Consider the following 16,814-nt stretch of genomic DNA (forward strand, 5'->3'; position numbering starts at 1 on the left):
TATGTTAGAAGTCACGATGGCGACCTTGTCCCTCACCGAAACCGTCTATCGGCAGCTCCGCGCCGATCTCACCGCTGGCCGCCTCCCGCCAGGCCAACGTTTGAAGATCGACGAATTGTGCAAACGGACTGCGGCTGGCTCGAGTGCCGTGCGCGAGGCTCTGTCACGGCTCGTGTCCGACGGTTTTGTTTCTGTCGAGCCACACCGCGGTTTCCGCGTCGCTCCGCTTTCGCTCGAGGATCTGCGCGACCTCACCCAGACCCGATGCCAGATTGAAGCGCTCTGCATCCGCGATTCCATCGCCCATGCGGACGTCGACTGGGAGACGGCGCTTGTGGCCGCCTCACATCGCCTCTCGCGAACGCCCGTGGCTACCCCAGACGATCCCGCGCGTTATTCAGACGGCTATGCTGTTGCCCATCGGGCTTTTCACGAGGCAATTGTCGCCGCCTGCAACAGCAGCTGGCTGCTTCGCCTGCGTGCGACGCTTTATGCCCAACACGAGCGCTATCGTTGGCTCTCACGCCCCTTGGCTCGGGTCGAGCGAGACCTCGACACCGAGCATCGGGCGATCGCCGATGCGGCCTTACAGCGTGATGCAGATCGCTGTGTCCTTCTGATGGAAGAACATCTCAGCCGCACGGCGCGCATCTTGCTGGAAGCGAGCGAGAAATAAGGCCGAATTACTTCTTCTTCAGCTCTTCCAGCATGTGTTCGTAATTGCCGCCCATCACCTGCGACACGGGCAGGCCGGCATAGACGGCGGCCGCCATGTCGTCGCTGCGATCGCGAATCTGCTCGGCGCGTGACAGCACATCCTCGATGCTGGCAGCAGGAATGATGACGCAGCCGCTGCGATCAATGGCGATGTAATCGCCGGGATGCAGCGTGAGATCACCGAAAGCGATCGGCGTCTGGCATTCGGATTCATAAATCCGACCGCGCGCCGTGCGGCAGGTCTGCGTGCGCGCATAGACCGTGTAGCCGATACGGTTCGATTCCTCGATGTCACGCGCCGGCCCGTCGATGATCGTACCGGCGATGCCGCGCACCTGGGCGGCGCGGGCGAGAATGCCACCCCAGGCCGCCGCATCGATACCAGTACGTTGCTCGATGGCGATGATGTGATCGGGCCCGGCAGCTTCAACCGCCGTGGTGCACAGATGCCGTGGCTTTTCGGTCGGCGGCGCCGTGCCGGCAATCAGTTTGACGGTGACGGCGCGCCCGGCGATCGGTTTGCCGGCGCTGGCCTGGAACAGGCCCGTCACGGCCGGCGGCAGGCCGAGCGAGTCCACGGCATCGGAGAGGTCGCAGATGTCGAGGGCACGCAACCGGGCGATATGACTATCGATAGCCATTTCTTGTCCTTTATCGATTTCTTGTCCGGCCAGGGAAAGGGCGTCTTGGGCGAAATGATGCGTCCAGTCAACATCCCTGATGCCAGCCGACTTCAAAGTCTCTCGGCACGGGTCTAAGATCGCCGCCAACACGGAGGATCCCCATGGCCTATACGCTGCAGGACTTCTGCCAGGACAGCCACAGTATTTTGGCGGGTGATGCGCCATTGCAGGATCGGATCGATGCGGTGGCGCACAAACTCGGCGGCCTACTGCGCGAGCCGGATTTCGTTGCCGCGACATTTAACGCCGACACGCCACCCGGACGACGCGAGCTTTATCACGATCCGGAACTTGATTTTTATGTCCTCGCCCATGTGCAGGAGGGCGGCAAGCGCGGTTCGCCGCACTCCCATGGCGCGTCATGGGCGATCTACGGCAATGCCACCGACCTGACGCGCATGCGCGAATTCCGCCGCATCAATCCCGACAGCGAGGAAAGCTGGGTGCTGGAACAAACCGCCGAATATGACATGCGCATTGGCGACACCAAGGCCTATGGCCCCGGCCATATTCACTCGACGGAACATCCACAGACCTGCTGGGTGGTGCGCGTCACCGGCACCGACCTCGATCAGATTCCGCGCTATCGCTTCCGCAAACTGCGTGACCGGGTGTTGGAAAAGACCTAACGTGGTACTGAGGAAACCCTATTGCGAGCGCAGCGAAGCAATCCACGGCCAACACATGAAGCCGCAGGTATAAATGCCTGCACCAAGGACATTTCTCGACATTTGACCACGCGCCCCTGGATTGCTTCGTCGCTACGCTCCTCGCAATGACGGACATCAAGCGTTCGAGAACCCCGCCTATTTGCCGGTCCAGCGCGGCGGGTTGGTCGCCTTAACGCGCCGAGCCTCCTTGACCATCTCTTTCACCGCGCCGGTGAGCGGCAGCGATAGATTGGCTTTGTCGGCCATTTGGGAGACGATCTGCATGTCCTTCAAAGCCCAAGTGAAGGTGGTCTGATCCCAATCCTCAAGCGCCTGGCTCTTGCCGGAACTCATCATCAAGGCTTCGCGCAACTTCACGAGATCGATCCCTGTCGACTCGGCGATGCGTCCGGCCTCAATCAGGCCGATGCTGGTGACCCACAGCATGAGATTGTTCATGGCCTTGGCGACCTGGCCATGGCCGACTTCGCCGAGCGGCGCGATGTCGGAAGCAAATGTGCCATAGACGGCGCGGCCGCGCTCGACCACGGCGTCATTGCCGCCAAACAGCGCCAGCAATTTGCCCTCGTCAGCGAACCAACGGCCCCGGCAAATCGGCGCGTCGAGAACATCGCAGCCCTTGGCCCGCGCTGCTTTATCGATCGCCTTGACGGTTTCCGGCGAGACGGTAGATGAAATCGCGATGATGGCGCCGGGTTTCAGGCTTCCCAGCACACCATCGGCGCCAAGCACGACGGCCTTGACCTCGTCGTCATAGCCGACACCCAAAATGACAAAGGTGCAGTCGCCGAGCGCTTTCGGCTCAGCAACAACCCGCGCGCCCATGGCCGCCACCTTGTCGCGATTGTCCGGGTTGATATCGCAGGCGGTGACGTCATAGCCGTGCCGGATCATATGTTTCACCATCGGCTGCCCCATGCGGCCAACACCGATAATTCCAATCTTCTCCATCGCGTTTCCAATCCCGTTTGTTTTTATCGAAAAAGCTCACAGGGCATGGACCGGCATCAACCGGCTCCACGCCCCGCAAGCTCAATCGTTTCTTGATTTAGCCGAAGTCAGATGTCGATGACGATATAATCTTCCTCGACCTTCACAGGGAAGCTCTCGGCCACATAGGGGCCCTTCACCAGGGTCTCGCCCGGCGCCACGTCAACCTTGAACTGACGCACGCGCATCGACTTCGGATCGCACCAGGACTGGCCGGTGCGGATATCGAACTCCCAGCCATGGAACGGGCAGCGGAGGAACTCCCCTTTGCGCTCCAGCCGGTATTTGTTCGGCCCATCCGATAAAACCAGACCGGTGATGAAGCCCTTGCACAGATCGGCGCCCGCATGCGGGCAGCGGTTGGCGAGGGCATAATAATCGCCGGCGACATTGAAGACGCCAATCTCGCGTCCACTGACTTCGACGATCTGGCTCGAACCCGGCGCAATCTCGTGCGCCTTCGCAACAACGTGACGTGTCATGACAGTTGATACAAAGCCTTGGCGTTGGCGCGGAAAATCTTCTCGCGCTGTTCATCGGTGATACGGACTTTGATGGCCTGGCGCGGGTCATCGAAATCCCAATGCGGATAATCGGTCGAGAACATGATGTGATCCCAGCCGATCCAGTCGAACATCTGAATGATGTCCTGCGGATTTTCCGGCTCTTCCATCGGCTGCGTGGCGAACCAGAAATGTTCGCGCAGATATTCCGACGGCGGCCGTTTGATATGCGGCGTTTCCTGGCGCATGCGCTCCCAGATGCGGTCCATGCGCCAGCCGAGCGCCGGAGCCCAGCTGAAGCCGGATTCGATCATGGCGATGCGCAGTTTCGGAAACTGTTCGAACACGCCTTCCATCACCAGGCTCACGGCGGCAGCCTGTGAGCCCGTGGTGAAGGTGTGGTGTTCCTGCATGTAATAGGTCGGCCAACCACCGCCCGATGAGGGATTGCCACCAGGCACGGCGGCTGGATGCAGGCCGATCGGCAGGCCGGCCCGTTCCGCAGCAGCGAAAATCGGCCAGTAGCGGCGCCGGCCGATGGGCTCGGCGCTGCGCGGCGAAATGATCACTTGAGCGAAGCGGCGATCGCCAGCGCGCTTTTCGATCTCGGCCACCGCATGGTCGGGATCCTCGCCGGTAACGACAATGCCAGCGCGCAGGCGGGCATCGCGCTCGACCCAGTCGTGCAGCTGCCATTCATTGACGGCGCTCGACAGAGCACGGGCGAAAGGCTGGTTACGCTCTTCCATGCCGCCCTTGCTGAGCGCCACGAGCATGCCGAACTCGACGCCATTGGGATCGAGATGCTGGCGTTTCATCAGCTCGTAATCAGAGCCCGGCGGGCCGCCCTGGGGCGGATAGGCGTCGGCGCGCTGGCCAGAGGCCATCATGCGCGGCCACATGATCTGCTCGGTCATGCCCTGGCGGACATGGGCGCCGAAGCTCTCAATATGCTCCTGCCAGGTCTTCGACAGATAGGGATAAAGATCCTTGGCCGAGCGCTGAATCGGATGAATGTCACAATCGACGATCATCAGCTTCTGGCTGGCTTTCTGTTCACGCAGCGGAGCGTTCATCACACGGTCTCCTTCGTGCCCGAGGCATCGACAGTGGCGAGCCGCGGGAAAGCGGCGCGCGGATTGTCGATGGTAATTTTACGTAAGAGGTCAGGACTCAAACCGTCCGGCAACCCGTTGTCGCCGTCGAAATGACCATGCGGATAGTCCGACGAATAGACGATCATGTCGTCGCAGGCGATCTGTTCGAGGATCTTGTTCAGAATCTTCGGATCGCGCGGCGCATCGACCGGCTGCAGGGTGAGGCGCACATGTTCACGGATAATTTCGGCGGGCACGCGATCGAGCCAAGGCACCTCGGTGCGTACACCGCGCCAAGTTTTCGACGTGCGCCACAGGAAGGTCGGCATCCAGGTGAAGCCGGATTCCATGCAGACCAGTTTCAAGCCGGGGAACTTCTGGAACACGCCTTCGGCCAGAAAGCCGACGATGAGATTTTCGAAGGCGCTGCTCTGCAGCATATAGTCTTCGCTCTGATAAGACGGCCAGCCGGCAGCGGTGGGCGGATTGCGGTAGGTGGAACCGGCGTGGACGGCCAGCGACAGGCCGTGGCGCTCGCACGCTTCATAGATCGGCCAATAAATGCGCCGGCTGAGCGGACTATCCCCCATCACCGGCAGGAGCACGGCGACGAAGCGCTTGTCACCGGCGCAGCGTTCGATTTCCTCCACCGCCAAGGCGGGATTCTGCGCATGGACAAGGATCGAGGCACGCAGGCGCGACTCGCGATCAAGCCATTCCTGCGCCACCCAGGCATTGATCGCCTTGCAGAATTCGGCGCCCATATCTTCGTTGAACAAAGCCATGGCGCCATGCAGCGTGTGGCAGACGGCAACCGAAAGACGGCCAGGATCAAGCACGTTGGCCTGGAGCGCGGCGAGGCCCGTCGGCCGGCCCGGCGCCGCACGCCAGTCTTCGCGCACAGTCAAGGGCGAACGTGGCGGATAGCTCGTCAGGTTGAAGCCGGCACGATCGATGTAGCGCGTGACAAGCTGATCGCTCCAATAATCCGACATGAACGGCAGGAGCGTCGCGACATTGGGAACGCTCAGGTGTACATCGCAATCGATGGCACCCTCCAGCGGCAGTTTCATCCTCATCTCCGTTACGCCGGGTTGAATCGGCTCTTTATTGGCCGTGGTTATAACACCAGCTCGCTATTTGCTGCGATTATATCGTTTATTAGCAGCGATTATATCGCTATTTGCGAGCCACGATATACCGCATCCCGCAGCCTCCGCCTAATGCGGGCAGAATACCAACCCTTGCGGGACAGGCCCCAACACTCACCCGCAACAACTGCCACGGTTATAGGCTACCGCTCCACACCTTGCGCAGCATGGGTTTTTTATCACCTTGCATGGTAAGGTGGTTTTCGCCTATTCCGCTTTTCTACAAGACGGCTTGAGCGCGAGAACTCAGTTCGAAGGCCGCTTGTCGAGAGGACGTATCCGGAAATCGCGTGGGGAACGCAAGAGGGTAGGACATGACGGATAACACAGCGGGAACGCTGCGACCCGCCGGCGCGAGCAAACCGCTCGTCGGGCCGAATTCACTGGCCTTTCGGTTCTCACGCTATTTCACCGGCCGCGACGCGGCGGTGCTCACCCTCGTTCTTATCCTCGGCTTTCTGGCGGTCTATCCGCTCGCCATGCTGTTTTACGGCAGCCTGCATTCGACGCCGCCGGGCATGGCGGGCGAATTCAATCTGGACGGCTATCGCTCCATTTTCACCTCGTCGAACATGGTGGTGCTCGCCAACACCGTCGGCATTTCTCTTGCTAAAACAATTCCGGCGCTGCTGATGGCCGTGCTGCTCGCCTGGATCGTGGCGCGCACCGACACGCCCTATCGCGACAAGCTGGAAGTGCTGATCACCCTGCCCTTCTTCGTGCCGCCGATCCTCACAGCCATGGCCTGGGGCATGCTCGGCAATCCACAAGTCGGCTTGCTCAACCAAGTGTGGAAATGGGCGACCGGTTCGAGCACGTCGATCATCAATGTCTATTCTTATGGCGGCGTCGTCTGGCACATGGTCCAGTATTCGACGCCGTTCCTATTTCTGTTCATCGTCGACATTTTTCGCGCCATGGACCCCTCGCTCGAGGAATCAAGCCGCATGTGCGGCGCCTCACGCTGGCGTACGTTCCGCAACATCACCTTGATGCTGATGCTGCCGGCGCTGACCAATTCCTTCATTCTCAGCTTCATCCGCGGCATCGAGAGTTTCGAATCCCCGCTTTTCTTCGGTACGCCCGCGAAGATCACCGTCATCACCACGGAAATCTACAATTCGATCAACCACCGGGCGACGCCAGACTATCAATATGCGACGGCGCTCAGTTTCGCGATCATGGCGTTGATGTTCATCCTGGTGATCTGGCAATGGCGCCTGCTGCGCGGCCGCACCTTCTCGACTGTCACCGGCAAGGGCTATTCGCCGAGTGTGATGAAGCTCGGCAAATGGAAGTGGGTGACGTTTGGCTTCTGCATCCTGTTCTTCTTCGTCACCGTCGTTCTGCCGATCGGCCAGCTCGCCATCGGCTCGTTCTTTCGCTTCTTCGGCTTCTATTCTCGCGACATGCTGACGCTCGAACATTATTCGGCTGTGTTCAGCAATGCGGAAGTGTGGCGCGCTTTCGGCAACACCATGTTTCTGGGCCTGATTGGCGCGACAGCAACCATGGTGCTTGGTTCCGTCGTCGCTTATGTCTCGATCCGCACGCGCTGGCGCGGCCGCCGGCTCATCGACGCGCTCGCCTGGCTGCCCTGGATGATGCCAGGCATGGTGCTCGGCATCGGCTTCCTGTGGGCCTTCGCCATGTTGCCCGGTCCAATCCCGATCTACGGCACGATCTGGGCTCTGCTGCTGGCCTATATGGCGCTTGGCACGCCGGTGTCGGTGCGTGTCATGACCAGCGCCTATGCGCAATTGTCCTATGACCTGGAGGAATGCTCGCGCGTCCATGGCGCGTCGTTCTTCCAGACGCTGTGGCGCATTCTGATCGCGCTTGCCTGGCCGTCCTTCGCCGTCGGCTGGGTGCTGGCCTTCTTCGGCATCATGCGCGAATTGTCGGCCTCGATCCTGCTCTACTCCGTCGGCTCGGAAGTGCTGTCGGTGGTTCTGCTGCGGTTGTGGTCGAACGGACAGGCCGAACAGGTCAGCGTCATCGGTCTGTTCATGATGCTGCTGGTCATCGTCTTCCGCTGGGCGCAATTGCGCTTCATCAAGAACCGGATCAGCACGCTCTAGATTATCGGTCCATCATTCAATCACTTAGGTTTCAGGCAAGGAGAGAATAGGAATGGCTGCGATTACGCTCGAAAACGTGAGCCGGCATTTCGGCGCCGTCGCGGCCGTGGACAATGTCAATCTCAATGTCGAGGCCGGCGAGTTCGTCACCCTGCTTGGGCCGTCGGGCTGCGGCAAGACCACGACATTGCGCATGGTGGCGGGGCTGGAACAAAACACCGGTGGCCGCATCGCCATCGACAATCAGGTGGTCAGCGACGCCAGCGCCAGTTTCTTCGTGCCGCCGGAACGGCGCATGCTCGGCATGGTGTTCCAGTCCTACGCGATCTGGCCGCATATGACCGTGTTCGACAATGTCGCCTATCCGCTGCGCATCCGCCGCAAGTCGGCGCAGGAAATCGCCGAAAAGGTGAAGGGGGCGCTGCGCCTGGTCGAGATGGAGAATTATGCTGATCGGCCAGCGCCGGCCCTGTCGGGCGGCCAGCAGCAGCGTGTCGCCATCGCCCGCGCGCTTGTGTTCGAACCGCGCGTCTTGCTGCTCGACGAACCGCTGTCGAATCTCGACGCGCGCCTGCGCACCCAGACGGGCGATGAATTCCGCGCCCTGCAGAAGCGCCTCGGCATCACCAGCCTCTACGTCACCCACGACCAGGGCGAGGCCATGGCCTTGTCCGACCGCATCGTCGTGATGCATTCGGGCCATATCCTGCAGATCGGTTCGCCGGAAGAAATCTACCGGCGGCCGGCCAACCGCGGCGTCGCCGGCTTCTTCGGCTCGCCGAACTTCCTGCCGTCGAAGGTGAAGGCCTGCGCCACGCAGGCGGACGGTTCCTTCCTGTTGACCCTGGATGGACCGGGCTGGGTTGGCCCTTGCGGCTCTTCCAGCGCGCTCCCCGTTGGCGCCGACGTCTCGGTGATGGTGCGGCCGGAAAACATGCGGATCGCCGAAAAGGCTTCGATCCGCGACGACGAGATGAGCTGGACCGGACCGATCGTGCAATCGATCTTCCGTGGCACGCACCGCTCGATCATCGCCGAAACACCGGCCGGCCGGCTCAATATCGATGTCCCGTCGGTTCATAACCCGGCCGCCGGCGACACGATTACCCTAGCGGCCGACAGTTCCGCCGTGTGGGCGACGCCGCCGGTTTAACCCCAAGCGGACGGGCCTGCCCGTTCGCCTGTCCTCATCCCAACTCTGCGCGCCCTTCCCGCCCACCTTTCCCGCTTGCATTAATGCACACGTGTGCGTAGCCTCCCCAAAACAGAGGGTTGGAGGGGAAGCGCCATGGATGTCGTTCGGCATGCCCTGAAACTGTGCGTAACCGTGATCGGACTGGCGGCCTTGGCGCCGGCCTTCATCCAAGGCTTCACTCCAGCCTGGGCCCAGTCCCCTGCCAGCGATTATCCCACCCGTCCAATCCGCATGGTCGTGCCCTTCGCCGGCGGCGGCACCACCGATGTCCTCGCCCGGCTGATCGGGCATCAACTCGGCCTGGCCTTGGGGCAGCAGGTGGTCATCGAGAACCGGCCGGGCGTCAACGGCAATGTCGGCACCGACGCGGCGGCGAAATCAACGCCGGACGGCTATACGATCGTGCTGGTTGCCGACGGCACGGTGGCGATCAATCCCGGCCTCTATCCAAAACTGCCTTTTGATCCGCAACGCGACCTGATGCCGATTTCCCGGGTCGCCCTGGTGCCGCTGATCCTGGTGGCTCATCCGGGGCTGAAAGCCGATTCCATCCAGGCGTTGGTCGCCTTGAGCAAAGACCCATCGGCCAATCTGTTCTTCTCCTCGGCCGGCCTTGGCAGCACGGGACATCTCGCCGGCGAGCTACTGAAGAACCGCACCGGCCTGCAGATGACCCATGTGAACTACAAGGGCGGCGGCCAGGCGGTGAACGACGTGGTGAGCGGGCAGATCCCGCTGCTGGTGACGGCGCTCGCGACCGCAGGGGCCTTCATCGAAGCGGGGCAACTCAAGGCGCTCGCCGTTACATCGGCGCAGCGGCTCTCAGGCCTTCCCACCGTGCCAACCATCAGCGAAAGCGGCGTGAAGGATTTCGACGTCTCCTCCTGGTACGGCATCATGGCGCCAGCGGGCACGCCAACCGTCATCATCGACAGACTGCATGGTGAATTGGCGAAAGTGCTGCACGATCCGGACTTGCGAGCAAAAATGCAGGCCCTCGGCGCGGAGCCGATCGGCGACAGTCCAGATGCGTTCGCCAAAATTCTGGCTGCCGATTTGAAGAGCTGGCATCGGGTCATCCAGGACGCGAAGATCAGCTTTCAGTGACGATCGCAGACACGAAAGGAAAGAGCCCGGCCGTGATCATCACAACCGGGCTCTTCTCATGCCTGTCGCATGTGCGTCACATGCGCCTCTAGAGCGTTCTGCCGTTTGACTTAAATCAGAACGTGCAGCCGTAGGCGCTGACCGCCGTCTTCATCTGGTCCGACGATGATTTGCACATGGCTTCCATCGACGGCTTGGTTTGCGGATTCTTGGCGAGGTCCGTCCAGCTCTTGCGCATCTGATCGATCTGGCCTTGGAACATGCTCTTCTGCGCCTCCGGCACTTTGCCGGAAATGCAGGCCTCATATTTTGTCAGGAAGTCGTCACAGGCCGGAATGCCAATCGGATCAGCTGCATGTGCAGCAAATGCCGAAAAGGAGACAGTAGCGGCAACAAGAGCGTTTCTGAAAAACATGATTCCTCGCAGAATTTAAAAGTGAAGAAAGGTGAGTTGTCGCGCTAAGCGCACGCCTTATACGGCGGCGTAATGTGACAAGAATGCGGCTCCGCCACCTTTGAGGCGACGGAGCCGTGGAACATAAAAATTGAAGCAATTGCGAACAAGCGCTTGCGTTCTAAGTGACGTCCGCGAAGCAGCGGATTATCCGCGCAAGGTCACATAGATTTCGCCACGTTCGACGCGCACCGGAACCTTGCGCAGGCGAATCGCCTGATTGGTCGGATGACGGCCGGTGCGAATATCGAACTCCATCCCATGCCAGGGACAGACGATGTTCATATGATCCTTGGAGAACTCACGACCACGGCTGGTGCGATCTTCATTCACGGCTTCGGTTGCCAATGGCAACAGACGGCCCTGGCACGCCGGGCCATCGAGATGCGGGCAACGGTTCTCCCAAGCGTAGAACTCGCCACCAAGCAGAAACACACCGACTTCCTGCCCGCCGACTTCGAACACTTTGCGGCCGGGATCGGCGAAAGATGAAGCGGGGCCAACATTCACTTCAGACATGGTCTCAGATCCTGATTTCCAATCGTTCTCAGTTCAAGAAACGCGGTTGGCGGCGCGGGCCGCCATCGCATCGGCCGCGCGCGGGCGCGTGCGCTTGATCGGCAGATTAAACAGCTTCGCCGCATTGAGACCGAGAATGTTGCGCTTCGCTTGATCGTCAAGGAACGGCAGCGTGGTGATCGAGCTCGGTGGATCGAAGTCCCAGTGCGGCCAGTCGGACGAGAACAGCAATTGCGTGCTGGCCTTCATCTTATCGAGCGTCGCTTCGAGCAGCTTGAGATCGTAGCGTTCGAGCGGCTGGCTCGAGTAAAACATGTCCTGCATATATTCGCTGGGCATGCGCTTGAGGCCTGGCGCCTCGCTCTGGCGCAGCAGCACTTCGTGATCGAGACGCTGCATCAGGAACGGCACCCAGGCGACGCCGCTTTCAACCCACACGGTCTTCAACTTGGGGAAGCGCTCCGGCAGCGCGTTGATGATCCAATTGGTCATGTGGATCATGTTGTAATGCACGAAAGACAGAGCGTGCATGGAGATGAAGCGGTTGAGCTGCGTGAAGGAGGGATCATCCCAGTGCGGGCCGGCATGGAACACCAACGGCTTGCCGCTTTCCTCGATCATCGAATAGAGGCGCATATACTGGTTGTGATGGATCGGCTTATGGCGCACGGCGCAGATCGTATAGCCGACAATCTGCGGGTTGGCGCCGAATTCGCGCACCATGCGCTCGCATTCATCGACATTGTTCAAGGGCAGATAGATCAGACTGGTCAGGCGCGGTTCTTGCGGCAGAACCACTTCCACCATCCAGCGGCAATAGGCGCGCGCCAGATAGACTTCGATGTCGTCCATCGGGTTCATGCCCAGATGCAACATCGAGGTCGGGAAGATGACCTGATAGTCGACGCCCATGAAGTCGATGCTGCGCTTGGCGATCTCGACGAAGGCGGCACCGGGCTTATCGGGATTGGTGACGCTTTCGCGCGGGCCCGACTGATGCGGCACGCGGCCCGAGAGCGACTGGAAGCTCATGCCCGGCTGCATGTTGATCAGCGGCGTGCGAATGCCACCGGCCAGCTGATTGAGCGCCGTGTGCTTGAGAACGTCGTTCTCCATGAATTCAAGAATTTCCGGCCAGAAGCGGCCTTCCTGCGTATGCGCATCGACGTCGACGATCAGTTCGTAATCGTCGTACTGGCGCTCGGCCTGCCGCGCGGCGGCAAAAAGATAATCGCGCGTATCGGTGGCCGCAGTGATTTCCTGCAGCTCGCGCACTTCCCCGACCAATGACGATTTAAGTTCGTCAGGCATCGTTCCCTCCGCACTCTAGCGTTGTCGTTTGGCGTCATCGAACGCCACAAGACGCGTCAAACTAAAGACCACGGGCAAATCGCGTTTCGCAAATCGCGGTTCAACCGAACGCAATGTGCCCTGGAATGGTTCTAACGGGAACATGCCACCAAATAAGGCGGCTTAAAAGCCAATTATTAGCTATTATAAAATGGAAACCGTTTAGTTTCCATTTTATGCAATAATTACAGCGCCATAGAAACACCAGACTGCGCAGATTCGGCCGCAGAACGCGCGGCGACGATCCGTGAAGGTGCCTTGAAAAACTGCGTGCCGGCCGCTGCCGGCACTGCCTCAGATGAGATTGATCGTCACGTCGTCGAAGAGGTCTTCGATCTTGTAGTGCTTCTTGACGATCTTCTGCTCGTAGGCATAGCGCGTGATCAGTTCGAGCGACTTGCGGCAGGCGTCGACGCCCATCGGCAATTGATCGATCTCGCCGCTCTTGGGCAGACCGGCGCGAGCCTTGCTCTCCTTCAACGCGGCGAAGATCTGCTTCACCACATCCGGCCGTTCCTTCGGCAGATCGCGATGCACGGCGAACATGTGGTTGATATGACCGCAGCCATATTTCTCGCCCCAGGCGCGCGCCGTCTGTTCCGGGTTCTGGATGACGGTGCGCATTTCCGGATTGGCGAGCAGATCGGCAGCGGGAATCACCGCATCGACATCGCCATCAAGCGCCATCTGGTTGAGGTTCTTGCCGCCGGGCGGCGCTCGCTCCACCAGTTCCGGCGGATCGGTGTATTCGGCCAGATGCGGATCGTCCCAGCAGATCCACTTCAGCTTGTTGAGATTGACGCCGTATTCATCCTGCAGGATACCGCGCACCCAGACACCCGTCGTCTGCGTGTAGGAGCGCACCGCGACCTTCTTCCCCTCGAGGGTCTTTGGGTCCATCGGCGAGCGTTCCTTGCGGCAGACAAAGAACTGATGCTGATAGCGACCGACCATGGTCGCCGGTAGCAACACCAGCGGCTTGCCGTAATCAAGTGCCTGCATGTAGGTGACGATGGCAAGCTCACCGGCAGTGAACTTGCCTTCGCGCACCATCGGCTTGAAGCCTTGGTTGGCGGTCGTCGGACCGGCGAAATCCCAATTGACGAGCGGTGTTTCGATCTCACCCGCTTTCAGCGCTTTCGACAGCGCCGAATCAGCGAGATTGGTCCGCAGCGCAACGGGGCCCGTCGCAGGGAAAGTCGCCATGTCCTTGCCTCTTCTTCTTACTTGTTACTGTTAGCGGCCGGCCAGTTCGCGACCCTTGTTGAGGGCGTTGAACGTGCGCTCCGGCGCCGCCATCAGGAAGCGATAGCCTTCGCTCAGCACGCGCTCGACATTCTTCGAATCGACATGCGGATGGCCGACGACCACGTTGTTGGCCTTCGCCGTCTCGACGATCTTGCGCATATGGTCGAGCACCACCGGATGCTCATACTGGCGCGGATAGCCGAGTTCCTGGGACAGATCGCCTTCGCCGATCAGCACGGCACCGATGCCCTTCACCTTCTTCAGGATTTCGTCGAGATTCTGAATGCCTTCGAGATCTTCGATCATCAGGATGACGAAGATTTCGCCGTCGGGATTGAGCGGCCACACGTCGGCACGCTTGTAATATTCCTGCTGCGAGAGACCCCAGTAGCGCACAGCGCCATGCGGGCCATCGCCACGCTGGCCGAAGGGCTCATGCAGCGGATTGTCCTTCATGGTCGGATAGCGGCAAGCCGACACGGCGTTATAGGCCTGTTCGGCGGTGCCGACATGCGGCCAGACCACGCCATAGGCGCCCAGATCGAGCACCTGCTTGGAGAACGTCTGGTTCATCTCCGCGCCATTCGGCGGGATGCGCACGATCGGCGTCAGCGCCGGCGCGAGCGAGCCAGAGCTGGCGATCTCGTTGCGATTGAGCAGATATTGCAGGGCATGGCGGACATTCGTGCCATCCCAGACATTGTGCTCGGTCTCGAACACGACGCCATCATATTTGGTGCCCTGCAGGGCGGTGGCGGCATCCGCCGTCGCCGGAGAAAACATCGTGAAAGCGGGCTTGCCCGATTCGAGCGCGCGAATAACGCCATTGAGCCGTTGCTGTGCCATGGAATTCCTCTTGAGGCGTAAGGGCCGGCTGAAGGCCGGTCTTGATGAGATCAACCTGCCGGGCAGGTTACGAAGAATAGAGAGCGGCGCCCCAGTGGGGCGCCGCAAGCGGGATCAGATCAGGCCGCGCTTCTTGAGCTGGCCGTCAAGACGGCTATAGACCTTGCGCGCATTGCCTTCGTAGATCTTGTGCAGATCCTCGGCGCTGAGGCCGAGCTGGTCGACGTAGCGCTTCGTGTCGTCATATTCGTGACCGGTTTCCGGATCGATACCCTGCACCGCGCCGATCATTTCGGAGGCGAAGAGGATGTTGTCGGTCGGAATCACCTTGGCGAGCAGCTGCATGCCCGGCAGGTGATAGACGCAGGTGTCGAAATAGACGTTCTTGAGCAGGTGCTCGGACAGCAGCGGCTTCTTCAGCATCTGCGCCAGGCCGCGATAGCGACCCCAATGGAACGGCGCCGCACCGCCGCCGTGCGGGATGATGAACTTCAGGGTCGGGAAATCCTTGAACAGATTGCCCTGGATGAACTGCATGAACGCGGTCGTGTCGCCGTTGATGTAATGGGCGCCGGTGGCGTGGAAGCAGGGGTTGCACGAGTTGGAGACGTGCACCATCGCCGGCACGTCGAGCTCGACGAGCTTTTCGTAGACCGGGTACCACCACTTGTCGGTCAGCGGCGGTTCTTTCCAGTAACCACCCGACGGATCGGGGTTGAGGTTGACGCCGACGAAGCCGAGCTCGTTGACGGTACGCTCGATCTCCGCAACGCAATTACGCGGATCAACGCCCGGCGACTGCGGCAGCTGGGCGACGCCGATGAAGTTCTTCGGGAACAGTTCGGAGACGCGATAGATGAGGTCGTTACAGACCGTCGCCCATTGTTCGGAGGTCTTCTGATTGCCGACGTGATGGGCCATGCCGGCGGCGCGCGGCGAGAAGATCGTCAGATCGCTGCCGCGCTCGCGCTGCTTCTTGAGCTGACCTTTTTCGATCGTCTCGCGAATCTGGTCGTCGCTGATGACCGGCGCCGGGCCCGGCAGGGGGCGGTTGGAGTCGACAAGGCCGGCCAGCTGGCGGTCGCGCCAGGGCTGAAGCGGCGCGGGCTCAGTCGTGTAGTGACCGTGACAATCGATGATCATAACTCGTGACCTTTGTGGTTCTTGCGGTGGACAAAGCAGCATCCGAGCCGGGTCGGGTGAATTTCCTCCCCCTTTTTGACGGCCTGGACGATCCGGGCGGCACAATGACCGGAGAGGCAGCGGAATGCAACGGGCGGAGCTTCAACGCAAGCCCCGCGCGGGATGCCGCTACAAAATATCAGCCGTCTAAACGGTTCATATATTAAGAGTTACCTAGGGCCTTGCGGCTCTGCGTTAACAGAACCGCATCCCTGCTCGAAAGGCTCTAAACCAGCCCTTCATAGGAGCCGCCGTCGAGCTGAATGTTCTGCCCCGTCATGAAGCTGGCGTGGACCGAGCAGACAAAGGCGCAGGTGGAGCCGAATTCCACAGTCGTCCCAAAGCGTTTCGCCGGCAGGCTGTCGGCGATCTGCTGGCGGGCTTCCTCCATGGTGATGCCCTGCGCCTTCATCATCCGTTCGGCCATGAATTTCTGCCGATCGGTGTCGATGCGCTCGGGCAGCAGATTGTTCAAAGTGACGTTATTGACCATGACGCTGCGCGACAGGGATTTCGAGGCGCCGATCAGAGCCGTGCGCGCCGCCGTCGACAGGCCGAGATCGGGATTGCGCGGCGATTTCGTCATGGCCGAGAGAATGTTGACGATGCGGCCGAATTTGCGTTCGACCATGCCCGGCAGAACACCACGGATCATCAGCACCGCTGCCAGCATGTTGGACTCGAGCGCCTTGATCCATTGATCGTGATCCCAATCAAGGAATTCGCCGGGCTGCGGGCCGGCATTGTTGTTGACCAGGATATCGGCATCAGGACAAGCGGCGAGCAATTTAGCGCGGCCTTCCTCGGTGGTGATGTCGGCGGCGACAGCAATGACATTGACGCCGGTCGCAGCGCGGATTTCAGCGGCCGTGGCATCGAGGCGCTGCGTGTTGAGGCCATTGATGACCACATCGACGCCTTCCTGGGCCAGCGCCAAGGCGCAAGCCTTGCCGAGCCCACGCGAGGACGCGCAGACGATCGCCTTGCGGCCCTTAATGCCCAGATCCATGTCGTTCTCCC

General features: G+C 60.5%; 17 protein-coding genes. 5 read left to right on the top strand and 12 right to left on the bottom strand.

Annotated elements, in window-relative coordinates; translation table 11 throughout:
- Window positions 1-16 precede the first annotated feature (16 nt).
- Entirely contained in the window at window positions 17-676 is a 660-nt protein-coding gene (locus tag BLW50_RS19505; RefSeq protein WP_170850255.1) for a GntR family transcriptional regulator, read from the top strand.
- 7 nt (window positions 677-683) lie between these two features.
- Here the strand turns inward: BLW50_RS19505 and BLW50_RS19510 are convergent, their stop codons facing one another.
- Complete coding sequence (locus tag BLW50_RS19510; RefSeq protein WP_090709390.1) at window positions 684-1,358, bottom strand: RraA family protein; 675 nt, start codon at window positions 1,356-1,358, stop codon at window positions 684-686.
- A 143-nt stretch (window positions 1,359-1,501) separates the two neighbouring features.
- On the opposite strand from BLW50_RS19510, the gene BLW50_RS19515 reads away from it, so the two are divergent.
- Complete coding sequence (locus BLW50_RS19515; RefSeq protein WP_090705612.1) at window positions 1,502-2,029, top strand: hypothetical protein; 528 nt, start codon at window positions 1,502-1,504, stop codon at window positions 2,027-2,029.
- A 177-nt stretch (window positions 2,030-2,206) separates the two neighbouring features.
- On the opposite strand, the gene BLW50_RS19520 is transcribed toward BLW50_RS19515, so the two are convergent.
- From BLW50_RS19520 to BLW50_RS19535, 4 genes are all read right to left on the bottom strand, one after another.
- Window positions 2,207-3,022, bottom strand: coding sequence for an NAD(P)-dependent oxidoreductase (locus BLW50_RS19520; RefSeq protein ID WP_090705615.1), 816 nt, complete (start codon window positions 3,020-3,022; stop codon window positions 2,207-2,209).
- Window positions 3,023-3,129: 107 nt separating this feature from the next.
- A complete protein-coding gene (locus BLW50_RS19525; protein WP_090705617.1) occupies window positions 3,130-3,543 on the bottom strand; it encodes a Rieske (2Fe-2S) protein in 414 nt (137 codons plus the stop codon).
- Window positions 3,540-4,640: an amidohydrolase family protein gene (locus tag BLW50_RS19530; RefSeq protein ID WP_090705620.1), complete on the bottom strand. Its 1,101-nt coding sequence runs from the start codon at window positions 4,638-4,640 to the stop codon at window positions 3,540-3,542. The genes BLW50_RS19525 and BLW50_RS19530 overlap by 4 nt, the downstream gene beginning before the upstream one ends.
- Window positions 4,640-5,734 (bottom strand): amidohydrolase family protein, encoded by a 1,095-nt coding sequence (locus BLW50_RS19535; RefSeq protein ID WP_090705622.1) that lies wholly within the window; start codon window positions 5,732-5,734, stop codon window positions 4,640-4,642. The genes BLW50_RS19530 and BLW50_RS19535 overlap by 1 nt, the downstream gene beginning before the upstream one ends.
- Window positions 5,735-6,126: 392 nt before the next feature.
- Here BLW50_RS19535 and BLW50_RS19540 point away from each other — a divergent pair, with 392 nt between their 5' ends.
- The 3 genes from BLW50_RS19540 (at window position 6,127) to BLW50_RS19550 (ending at window position 10,195) form a co-directional block, all read left to right on the top strand.
- Complete coding sequence (locus tag BLW50_RS19540; RefSeq protein ID WP_244544319.1) at window positions 6,127-7,893, top strand: ABC transporter permease; 1,767 nt, start codon at window positions 6,127-6,129, stop codon at window positions 7,891-7,893.
- A gap of 52 nt (window positions 7,894-7,945) precedes the next feature.
- The gene (locus BLW50_RS19545; protein WP_090705625.1) at window positions 7,946-9,046 is read left to right on the top strand and encodes an ABC transporter ATP-binding protein; all 1,101 of its coding nucleotides are present in this window, start codon (window positions 7,946-7,948) and stop codon (window positions 9,044-9,046) included.
- Between the two features lie 135 nt (window positions 9,047-9,181).
- A complete protein-coding gene (locus tag BLW50_RS19550) occupies window positions 9,182-10,195 on the top strand; it encodes a Bug family tripartite tricarboxylate transporter substrate binding protein (protein WP_210186103.1) in 1,014 nt (337 codons plus the stop codon).
- Between the two features lie 115 nt (window positions 10,196-10,310).
- On the opposite strand, the gene BLW50_RS19555 is transcribed toward BLW50_RS19550, so the two are convergent.
- From BLW50_RS19555 to BLW50_RS19585, 7 genes are all read right to left on the bottom strand, one after another.
- Entirely contained in the window at window positions 10,311-10,610 is a 300-nt protein-coding gene (locus BLW50_RS19555) for a hypothetical protein (RefSeq protein WP_090705627.1), read from the bottom strand.
- 186 nt (window positions 10,611-10,796) lie between these two features.
- Window positions 10,797-11,168 carry a Rieske (2Fe-2S) protein gene (locus tag BLW50_RS19560; protein ID WP_090705629.1) on the bottom strand — a complete coding sequence of 124 codons (372 nt, stop codon included), beginning with the start codon at window positions 11,166-11,168 and terminating at the stop codon, window positions 10,797-10,799.
- A gap of 33 nt (window positions 11,169-11,201) precedes the next feature.
- On the bottom strand, window positions 11,202-12,479 hold the full coding sequence (locus BLW50_RS19565) for an amidohydrolase family protein (RefSeq protein WP_090705631.1): 1,278 nt from the start codon (window positions 12,477-12,479) through the stop codon (window positions 11,202-11,204).
- 333 nt (window positions 12,480-12,812) lie between these two features.
- A complete protein-coding gene (locus BLW50_RS19570) occupies window positions 12,813-13,724 on the bottom strand; it encodes a substrate-binding domain-containing protein (protein WP_090705633.1) in 912 nt (303 codons plus the stop codon).
- A gap of 30 nt (window positions 13,725-13,754) precedes the next feature.
- Window positions 13,755-14,612, bottom strand: a complete 858-nt coding sequence (locus BLW50_RS19575) for an HpcH/HpaI aldolase family protein (protein ID WP_090705635.1) — start codon at window positions 14,610-14,612, stop codon at window positions 13,755-13,757.
- A gap of 114 nt (window positions 14,613-14,726) precedes the next feature.
- Window positions 14,727-15,755, bottom strand: a complete 1,029-nt coding sequence (locus BLW50_RS19580; RefSeq protein WP_090705638.1) for an amidohydrolase family protein — start codon at window positions 15,753-15,755, stop codon at window positions 14,727-14,729.
- 265 nt (window positions 15,756-16,020) lie between these two features.
- Complete coding sequence (locus tag BLW50_RS19585; RefSeq protein WP_090705640.1) at window positions 16,021-16,803, bottom strand: SDR family oxidoreductase; 783 nt, start codon at window positions 16,801-16,803, stop codon at window positions 16,021-16,023.
- Window positions 16,804-16,814: the final 11 nt, after the last annotated feature.

The sequence above is a fragment of the Beijerinckia sp. 28-YEA-48 genome (assembly GCF_900104955.1).
Classification (GTDB): Bacteria; Pseudomonadota; Alphaproteobacteria; order Rhizobiales; family Beijerinckiaceae; genus Terripilifer.